This is a genomic window from Microbacterium sp. P2_F9 (assembly GCF_056403635.1).
In genome coordinates, this window is sequence record NZ_JBFUFC010000157.1 from 1 (window position 1) to 9005 (window position 9005).

Here is a 9005-nt window from a genome sequence, read left to right on the forward strand (position 1 = left end):
GGGCGAGACCCTCGTTGACGCTGCCGACGACATCGTCGACCGCCGTGGGATCCTCGACTGGCTCGCCGTACGACGACTTCGGGTCACTCATCGGATGCACTCCTCACGCAGGGCACGTCCCTGCAGGGTGAGGTTATCCCGGGGGACGGGTTCGGCCTCGGAGGCATGCCGGGGCGTTTCGCTCCTGGTCCGGGCGCCACCCCTGACTAGGGTGAGCGCCATGGCCTCTCACCGTCGACCGTTCGCGGGTGTGGCTGCCGCCTTCCTTCTCGCCGCCGCACTGACCGCCTGCGCGCCCGAGGTGGACCCGGCAGGACAGCCCTCGGCGCCCTCAGCGACCGACTCCCCGACTGTCTCGTCGTCCCCCAGCGGCACGCCCAGCCCGACCGCGACCCCGCCCGCCGCGATCCCGACCAACTGCAAGGCCATCCTCTCCGCGAACGTGCTCGCCCAGCTCGAGGGCATCCCGCTGAACCACCCAGCCTTCGGCCCGTCCGGGGTGCTGCCGGACGGCAGCCTGCTGTGCATCTGGGGCGACCCGGCCGCCGATACGACGGCACTGACCACGACCATCCTGCTCATGTCCCGCGGGCCCGCCCTCGACCTGCTCAACGGCTACGCGGCCAGCGACGGCTACACCTGCTACACCCCGGACGGCGGCACCCGCTGCGAAGGCTCGTGGCAGAACCCCAACTACCCGGTCACCGACGGGCGCACGCTGTTCTGGCGCGACGGCATCCTCATCGACACGATGTACTCGAACCTCTCGCCAAGCGGCTACACGTCGAGCATCGTCGACCACATCTGGCCGGAGTGACCGGGAGCTGCACCGGTCAGCCCCACACGCGCGCGGCGAGCTGGGTTCCGTAGTCCTCGGGCAGCCACGAGGTCTCGACGCTGGCGAGCCACAGCCCGTCCCGCACGGCCTGCTCCTCGATGACATCCCCCTGCTGGCGCCGGCATGCCACCCCGGCGCCGATGGTCTCGCAGTCGAAGCCCTGCCCGCGCAGCGCGGCATCGGCGATGGTCGAGGCATCCGCCCCCACCTGAGAGAGCGTCGTCACGATCTGACCGGCGGCCGACCGCCAGGAGCAGGTGACCCGCACCACGGGCTGGAGCGCATCGACGAGGCCGGTGATCCCGGTCGGCGGCGCCGCGAAGGTCTGCGAGAGCAGCACGTCCCTCCCCCAGACCAGCTCCGCCCAGAGCCGGTCGGGATACAGCGTGCGGCAGTCCAGGTCGGTGGCGGGATCCAGCGCGGCGGTCTCCACGGGCGACGGCGCGGCCGCCACGGGCGCCGACGTCGCCGCGCGCAGGGTGTCGCCGATCCAGTTGACCGTGCCGGGCACGGCGGGCGCCGCGACCCAGACCAGGGCCCCGACGATGCCGGCGCACAGCACGCCGACCGGCCACGCCAGCCACAGGCTGCGACCGCCGATCCGCGCCATTATCGCCTCCGCTATCGAGGGTAGGCACCGGATGCCGCGGCCCCGCCTCGGCGCGCGGGTGCGACGCACGAAGGGCCCCGGAAAACCGGGGCCCTTCGCGTCACGATCTCAGTGGGTCAGTTGTAGTTGCCCGAGAAGTCGTCGGTCGAGAAGCTGTCGAAGTCGACATAGCCGAGGTCGGCGTCGCTGTACGCGCCGTCCGAAGCGAAGATGCGGTTGGGGTACCGCTCGCTCTTGGCCTCTTCCGTCGCCTCGACGATGACGTTGCGGTACTTCGCAAGTCCCGTTCCGGCGGGGATGAGCTTTCCGATGATGACGTTCTCCTTGAGGCCGAGCAGCGGGTCGCTGCGACCCTCCATGGCGGCCTGCGTGAGCACGCGGGTCGTCTCCTGGAAGGAAGCGGCGGACAGCCACGACTCGGTCGCGAGCGACGCCTTCGTGATACCCATGAGCTCCGGGCGACCGGACGCGGGGCGCTTGCCCTGTGCCACGACCTCGCGGTTCATGTTCTGGTACTTCTTGAAGTCGACCAGCTCACCCGGAAGCAGCGTCGTCTCACCGTGGTCGACCACGGTGATCTTGCGCAGCATCTGGCGCACGATGACCTCGATGTGCTTGTCGTGGATCGGCACACCCTGCGAGCGGTACACGCCCTGGACGCCGTTCACGAGGTAACGCTGCACCTCGCGGGCACCCATGACACGCATGACCTCCTTGGGGTCGAGCGTGCCCACCAGGATCGGCTGACCGACCGTGACGTGCTGGCCGTCCTCGACCAGGAGCGTCGCGCGGCGCAGCACCGGGTAGACGTGCGGCTCATCGCCGTTGTCGGGCGTCAGGATGACCTTCTTGGCGCGGTCCGTCTCCTCGATGGTGATGCGACCGTCGGACTCCGCGATCGGCGACGCACCCTTGGGGGTACGGGCCTCGAAGAGCTCCTGCACGCGGGGCAGACCCTGCGTGATGTCGTCGGCCGAAGCCGAACCACCGGTGTGGAAGGTGCGCATGGTCAGCTGCGTGCCGGGCTCACCGATCGACTGGGCGGCGATGATGCCGACCGCCTCGCCGATGTCGACGAGCTTGCCGGTCGCGAGCGAACGGCCGTAGCAGGCCTGGCAGACGCCGACAGCCGAGTCGCAGGTCAGCACCGAGCGCACCTTGATGGTGCCGACGCCGGCCTCGATCAGCTTGTCGATGAGCACGTCTCCGACGTCGTCACCGGCGGCGGCGAGCACTTCACCGTCGGGGTCGACGACCTCGGATGCGAGCGAACGGGCGAACACCGAGTTCTCGACGTTCGGGTCCTTGACGAGCTCGCCGTCCGGACCTGCGGTCGCGATCGGGAGTTCGAGGCCCTTGGTCGTGCCGCAGTCCTCTTCGCGGATGATGACATCCTGCGAGACGTCCACGAGACGACGCGTGAGGTAACCCGAGTCGGCGGTACGGAGGGCCGTGTCGGCCAGACCCTTGCGGGCACCGTGCGTCGCGATGAAGTACTCCGCCACCGACAGACCCTCGCGGTACGAGGAGATGATCGGACGGGGGATGATCTCACCCTTGGGGTTGTTCACCAGGCCTCGCATACCGGCGATGTTCCGGATCTGCAGCCAGTTACCACGAGCACCCGACGACACCATGCGGTTGATGGTGTTGTCCTCAGGGAAGTTCGCGCGCATCGCGGTCTGGACCTCGTCGGTCGCCTCGGTCCAGATCTTGATGAGCTCCTGGCGACGCTCGGCGTCGGTCGTGAGGCCCTTCTCGAACTGGTCCTGCGCCTTCGCTGCCCGCTTCTCGTGGCGGGCCACGATCTGGGGCTTGTCCGGCGGGGTCAGGATGTCGCTGAGCGCCACCGTGACACCCGAACGAGTGGCCCAGTAGAAGCCGGCGTCCTTGATCCGGTCGAGAGTCGCAGCGACCTCCACCTTCGGGTACTCCTCGGCGAGCTTGTTGACGATCTGCGAGAGCTTGCCCTTGTCGGCCTGCTCACGCACGAACGGGTAGCCCTTGGGGAGCGTGCCGTTGAAGATCGCCTGGCCGAGCGAGGCGTCCACGAGACCGTGGTTCTCGTAGCCCTCGGGGGCTTCGCCCTCGAGGAACGCGAGGTCGGGGATACGGATGCGGACCTTGGCCTGCAGGTCGAGGGTTCCCTCGTCCTTGGCCATGATCGCCTCGCCGACGTCACCGAACGCGCGGCCTTCGCCCTTCGCGCCGACCTTGACCGTGGTCAGGTGGTGCAGGCCGATGATCATGTCCTGCGAAGGCAGGGTGACCGGACGGCCGTCGGACGGCTTCAGGATGTTGTTCGACGCGAGCATCAGGATGCGCGCCTCGGCCTGGGCCTCGACCGACAGGGGCAGGTGGACAGCCATCTGGTCGCCGTCGAAGTCCGCGTTGAACGCGGCACAGACGAGCGGGTGCAGCTGGATGGCCTTGCCCTCGACGAGCTGAGGCTCGAAGGCCTGGATGCCGAGACGGTGCAGCGTAGGTGCACGGTTGAGYAGCACGGGACGCTCGCGGATGATCTCCTCGAGCACGTCCCAGACCTCGGGACGCGTGCGCTCGACGGCGCGCTTGGCCGCCTTGATGTTCTGCGAGTGACCGAGGTCGATCAGGCGCTTGATCACGAACGGCTTGAACAGCTCGAGGGCCATCTGCTTGGGCAGACCGCACTGGTGGAGCTTGAGCTGCGGGCCGACGACGATGACCGAACGGCCCGAGTAGTCGACGCGCTTGCCGAGCAGGTTCTGGCGGAACCGGCCCTGCTTGCCCTTGAGCATGTCGGACAGCGACTTGAGCGCGCGGTTTCCCGTGCCCGTCACCGGACGACCGCGGCGGCCGTTGTCGAACAGTGCGTCGACGGCCTCCTGCAGCATGCGCTTCTCGTTGTTGACGATGATCTCGGGGGCACCGAGGTCGATCAGGCGACGGAGGCGGTTGTTGCGGTTGATCACGCGGCGGTACAGGTCGTTGAGGTCGGAGGTCGCGAAGCGGCCACCGTCCAGCTGCACCATCGGGCGCAGCTCCGGCGGGATCACCGGAACGACGTCGAGGACCATGGATGCCGGGGACATGCCGGTCTGCAGGAACGAGTTGACGACCTTCAGGCGCTTGATCGCACGGATCTTGCGCTGGCCCTTGCCCTCGGAGATCTGCAGGTGCAGGTTCTCGGCCTCAGCGGCCAGGTCGAACGCCAGGAGGCGACGCTTGATCGACTCCGCGCCCATGTAGGCCTCGAAGTACTGACCGAAGCGGTCCTGGAGCTCGTGGAAGATCTCGTCCTCGCCCTTCAGGGCGCCGACGTCGAGGGTGCGGAAGTCCTCCCACACCTTCTCGAGACGGATGATCTGATCGTCGAAGGACTTGCGGATGCCCGCCATGTCCTTCTCCGCGGCATCCTTGACCTTCTTCTTCTGGTCGGCCTTGGCGCCCTCTTCCTCCAGCGCGCCGAGCTCCTCTTCCAGCTTCTGCAGGCGCGTGGCGATGCGCGAGTCGCGGCGATCGCCGAGCGTCTTCAGCTCGAGGCGGATGTTGTTCTCCTGCGTCGGCAGGTCGCGCTGACGCGCCTCCTGGTCGACCGAGATCACCATGTAGGCGGCGAAGTAGATGACCTTCTCGAGGTCCTTCGGCGCCATGTCCAGCAGGTACCCGAGACGCGACGGAACGCCCTTGAAGTACCAGATGTGGGTGACCGGCGCGGCGAGCTCGATGTGGCCCATGCGCTCGCGGCGGACCGAGGACTTGGTGACCTCGACGCCGCAGCGCTCGCAGACGATGCCCTTGAAGCGGACCCGCTTGTACTTGCCGCAGGCGCACTCCCAGTCGCGGGAAGGTCCGAAGATCTGCTCGCCGAACAGGCCGTCCTTCTCGGGCTTGAGCGTGCGGTAGTTGATGGTCTCAGGCTTCTTGACCTCGCCGTACGACCAACGACGGATGTCGTCAGCGGTGGCCAGGCCGATGCGAAGCTGATCGAAAGTTGTTGATTCGAGCACTAGTTTCTCAGTTCTCCTGTGTCGGAATTCTGTCGTTGCCTGGCGGCTTAGATCTCGTCGATCGACGAGGACTCGAAGCGGCTGGAGATGTTGATGCCGAGCTCTTCCGCAGCGCGGAAGGCGTCGTCATCGGTGTCGCGGAGGTTCACCACGGTGCCATCGGCCGAGAGGACCTCGACGTTCAGGCAGAGCGACTGCATCTCCTTCATGAGCACCTTGAAGGACTCGGGGATGCCGGGCTCCTGGATGTTCTCGCCCTTGACGATCGCCTCGTACACCTTGACGCGGCCGAGGATGTCGTCGGACTTGATCGTGAGGAGCTCCTGGAGCGCGTAGGCGGCGCCGTAGGCCTCGAGGGCCCACACCTCCATCTCGCCGAACCGCTGGCCGCCGAACTGGGCCTTACCACCCAGGGGCTGCTGCGTGATCATCGAGTAGGGGCCCGTCGACCGCGCGTGGATCTTGTCGTCCACGAGGTGGTGCAGCTTCAGGATGTACATGTAGCCCACCGAGACCGGTGCCGGGAACGGGTCGCCGGAGCGGCCGTCGAACAGCAGGGTCTTGCCGGTCGAGTCGATCAGGCGGTCACCGTCGCGGGTGAGCGTCGTCGAGTCGAGCAGACCGGCGATCTCCTCCTCGAAGGCGCCGTCGAACACGGGGGTCGCGACCTTGGTGCCAGGGGGTGCCTGGTGCGCCTGCTCGGGCAGCTTCGCGGCCCACTTCGGCGAGCCTTCGACCTTCCAGCCCTGCTTGGCGATCCAGCCGAGGTGAAGCTCCAGCACCTGGCCGAAGTTCATGCGGCCGGGGATGCCGAGCGGGTTCAGGATGACGTCGACCGGCGTGCCGTCGGCGAGGAAGGGCATGTCCTCGATCGGGAGGATCTTGGCGATGACACCCTTGTTGCCGTGGCGGCCGGCGAGCTTGTCGCCTTCGGTGATCTTGCGCTTCTGGGCGATGTAGACCACGACGCGGCGGTTGACGCCCGAGCCGAGCTCGTCGTCGCCGTCCTCGGCGTTGAACTCCTTGACCGCGATGATCGTGCCCTGCTCACCGTGGGGCACCTTCAGCGACGTGTCGCGGACTTCGCGGCTCTTCTCGTTGAAGATCGCGCGCAGCAGACGCTCCTCGGCCGACAGCTCGGTCTCGCCCTTCGGCGTGACCTTGCCGACGAGGATGTCGCCGGGGCGAACCTCGGCGCCGATGCGGATGATGCCGCGCTCGTCGAGGTCCTTCAGCAGGTCGGGGCTGACATTGGGGAGGTCACGGGTGATCTCCTCCTTGCCGAGCTTCGTGTCGCGCGCGTCGACCTCGTACTCCTCGATGTGAATCGAAGAGAGGGTGTCGTCCTTCACCAGGTCCTGGCTCAGGATGATCGCGTCCTCGAAGTTGTGGCCCTCCCACGTCATGAACGCGACGAGGAGGTTCTTGCCGAGCGCGAGCTCGCCGTTCTCCGTCGCAGGACCGTCGGCGAGAACCTCGCCGACCTCGACGCGGTCGCCTTCTGCGACGATGACGCGCTGGTTGTACGACGTGCCCTGGTTGGAGCGGTCGAACTTGCGCAGGAAGTAGTCCTGCGTTCCGCCCTCGTCCAGCTGCACCGTGACGACGTCCGCAGACACCTCGACGACGACACCGGCCTTCTCGGCGGTGACGACATCGCCGGCGTCGATCGCGGCGTAGCCCTCCATGCCGGTGCCGACGAGCGGCGACTCGGAGCGGAGCAGCGGGACGGCCTGACGCTGCATGTTCGCGCCCATGAGCGCGCGGTTCGCGTCGTCGTGCTCGAGGAACGGGATGAGCGAGGTCGCGACCGACACCATCTGGCGCGGCGAGACGTCCATGTAGCCGATCTCGTCGGAGTGGAAGAGGTCGACCTCGCCACCCTGACCACGACGGGCCAGCACGCGCTCTTCGGCGAAGTGCCCGTCGGCCTTCAGCGGAGCACCGGCCTGAGCGACGATGTAGTCGCTCTCCTCGCTTGCGGTGAGGTAGTCGATCTGCTCGGTGACCTTGCCCTTGACGACCTTGCGGTACGGGGTCTCGATGAACCCGAACGCGTTGATGCGGGCGAACGAGGCCAGCGAGCCGATGAGGCCGATGTTCGGGCCTTCCGGCGTCTCGATCGGGCACATGCGGCCGTAGTGCGACGGGTGGACGTCACGGACCTCGACGCCGGCGCGCTCACGGGACAGACCACCGGGGCCGAGCGCCGAAAGGCGGCGCTTGTGGGTCAGACCCGCGAGCGGGTTGTTCTGGTCCATGAACTGCGACAGCTGGGACGTTCCGAAGAACTCCTTGATCGCGGCGACGACGGGGCGCACGTTGATCAGGGTCTGCGGCGTGATCGCCTCGATGTCCTGGGTCGTCATGCGCTCGCGGACGACGCGCTCCATGCGCGACAGGCCGGTGCGGACCTGGTTCTGGATGAGCTCGCCGACAGCGCGGATACGGCGGTTGCCGAAGTTGTCGATGTCGTCGATGTCGAGACGGATCTCGGCCGGCGCTCCGTTGCGGACGCCGTCGAAGACGGAGTCGCCGCGGTGGATGCGGGCGAGGTACTTGATCGTCGCGACGATGTCGGCGACGGTCAGGACCGAGTCCGACAGCGGGGCCTCGAGGCCGAGCTTCTGGTTGATCTTGTAGCGACCGACCTTCGCCAGGTCGTACCGCTTGGAGTTGAAGTAGAAGTTGTCCAGCAGCGCGCGGGCGGCCTCAGCGGCGACCTGCTCGCCCGGACGGAGCTTGCGGTAGATGTCGCGGAGCGCGTCTTCCTTCGAGAGGATCGTGTCCTTCGACAGCGTCTCTTCGATCGAGTCGAAGCCGGCGAACTCGTTGAGGATGTCCTCCGTGGTCAGGCCGAGCGCCTTGAGGAAGACGGTGACGGACTGCTTGCGCTTGCGGTCGATGCGCACGCCGACCTGGTCGCGCTTGTCGATCTCGAACTCGAGCCAGGCGCCACGGCTGGGGATGATGCGCGCCGAGACGATGTCCTTGTCGCTGGTCTTGTCGGGCGTGCGGTCGAAGTACACACCGGGGGAACGCACGAGCTGCGAGACGACGACGCGCTCGGTGCCGTTGATGATGAAGGTGCCCTTGCCGGTCTGCAGGGGGAAGTCGCCCATGAAGACGGTCTGAGTCTTGATCTCACCGGTCTGGTGGTTCATGAACTCGGCCTCGACGTAGAGCGGAGCGGCATACGTCTTGCCGCGCTCCTTGCACTCCTCGATGGAGTACTTCTCGGGCTCGAGATAAGGGTTCGTGAACGAGAGCTGCATCGTCTCGCTCAGGTCCTCGATCGGCGAGATCTCCTCGAAGATCTCCTCGAGGCCGCTGATCTCGGGAACGTCGGTGCGTCCGATGGCCTGAGCCTCGGTGACCCGCGTCTTCCACGCGTCGTTGCCGACGAGCCAATCGAATGACTCGGTCTGCAACGCGAGAAGGTCGGGGACCTCCAGCGTGTCGGAGATCTTGGCGAACGAGAGGCGGGAAGCTCCGCGGCCGTTCTTGATGGTGGTGGTGGATGCGTTGCGCGCAGCAGCCAAGGGGATTACCTCCGTGAGGCCCGGGC

4 protein-coding genes are annotated in these 9005 nt (G+C 67.0%); 1 reads left to right on the top strand and 3 read right to left on the bottom strand.

The features are described from left to right. Window positions 1–220: 220 nt before the first annotated feature. Window positions 221–817, top strand: a complete 597-nt coding sequence (locus tag AC1DVT_RS14820; protein ID WP_477389792.1) for a hypothetical protein — start codon at window positions 221–223, stop codon at window positions 815–817. Window positions 818–833: 16 nt separating this feature from the next. Here AC1DVT_RS14820 and AC1DVT_RS14825 read toward each other — a convergent pair whose 3' ends face one another. The 3 genes from AC1DVT_RS14825 to rpoB all read right to left on the bottom strand — a co-directional run bounded on the left by AC1DVT_RS14825 (window position 834) and on the right by rpoB (window position 8979). Continuing rightward, window positions 834–1448: a hypothetical protein gene (locus tag AC1DVT_RS14825; RefSeq protein WP_477389793.1), complete on the bottom strand. Its 615-nt coding sequence runs from the start codon at window positions 1446–1448 to the stop codon at window positions 834–836. Between the two features lie 116 nt (window positions 1449–1564). Beyond that, window positions 1565–5437, bottom strand: coding sequence for a DNA-directed RNA polymerase subunit beta' (rpoC, locus tag AC1DVT_RS14830; RefSeq protein WP_477389794.1), 3873 nt, complete (start codon window positions 5435–5437; stop codon window positions 1565–1567). A 47-nt stretch (window positions 5438–5484) separates the two neighbouring features. Beyond that, window positions 5485–8979 carry a DNA-directed RNA polymerase subunit beta gene (rpoB, locus tag AC1DVT_RS14835; protein WP_477389795.1) on the bottom strand — a complete coding sequence of 1165 codons (3495 nt, stop codon included), beginning with the start codon at window positions 8977–8979 and terminating at the stop codon, window positions 5485–5487. Window positions 8980–9005: the final 26 nt, after the last annotated feature.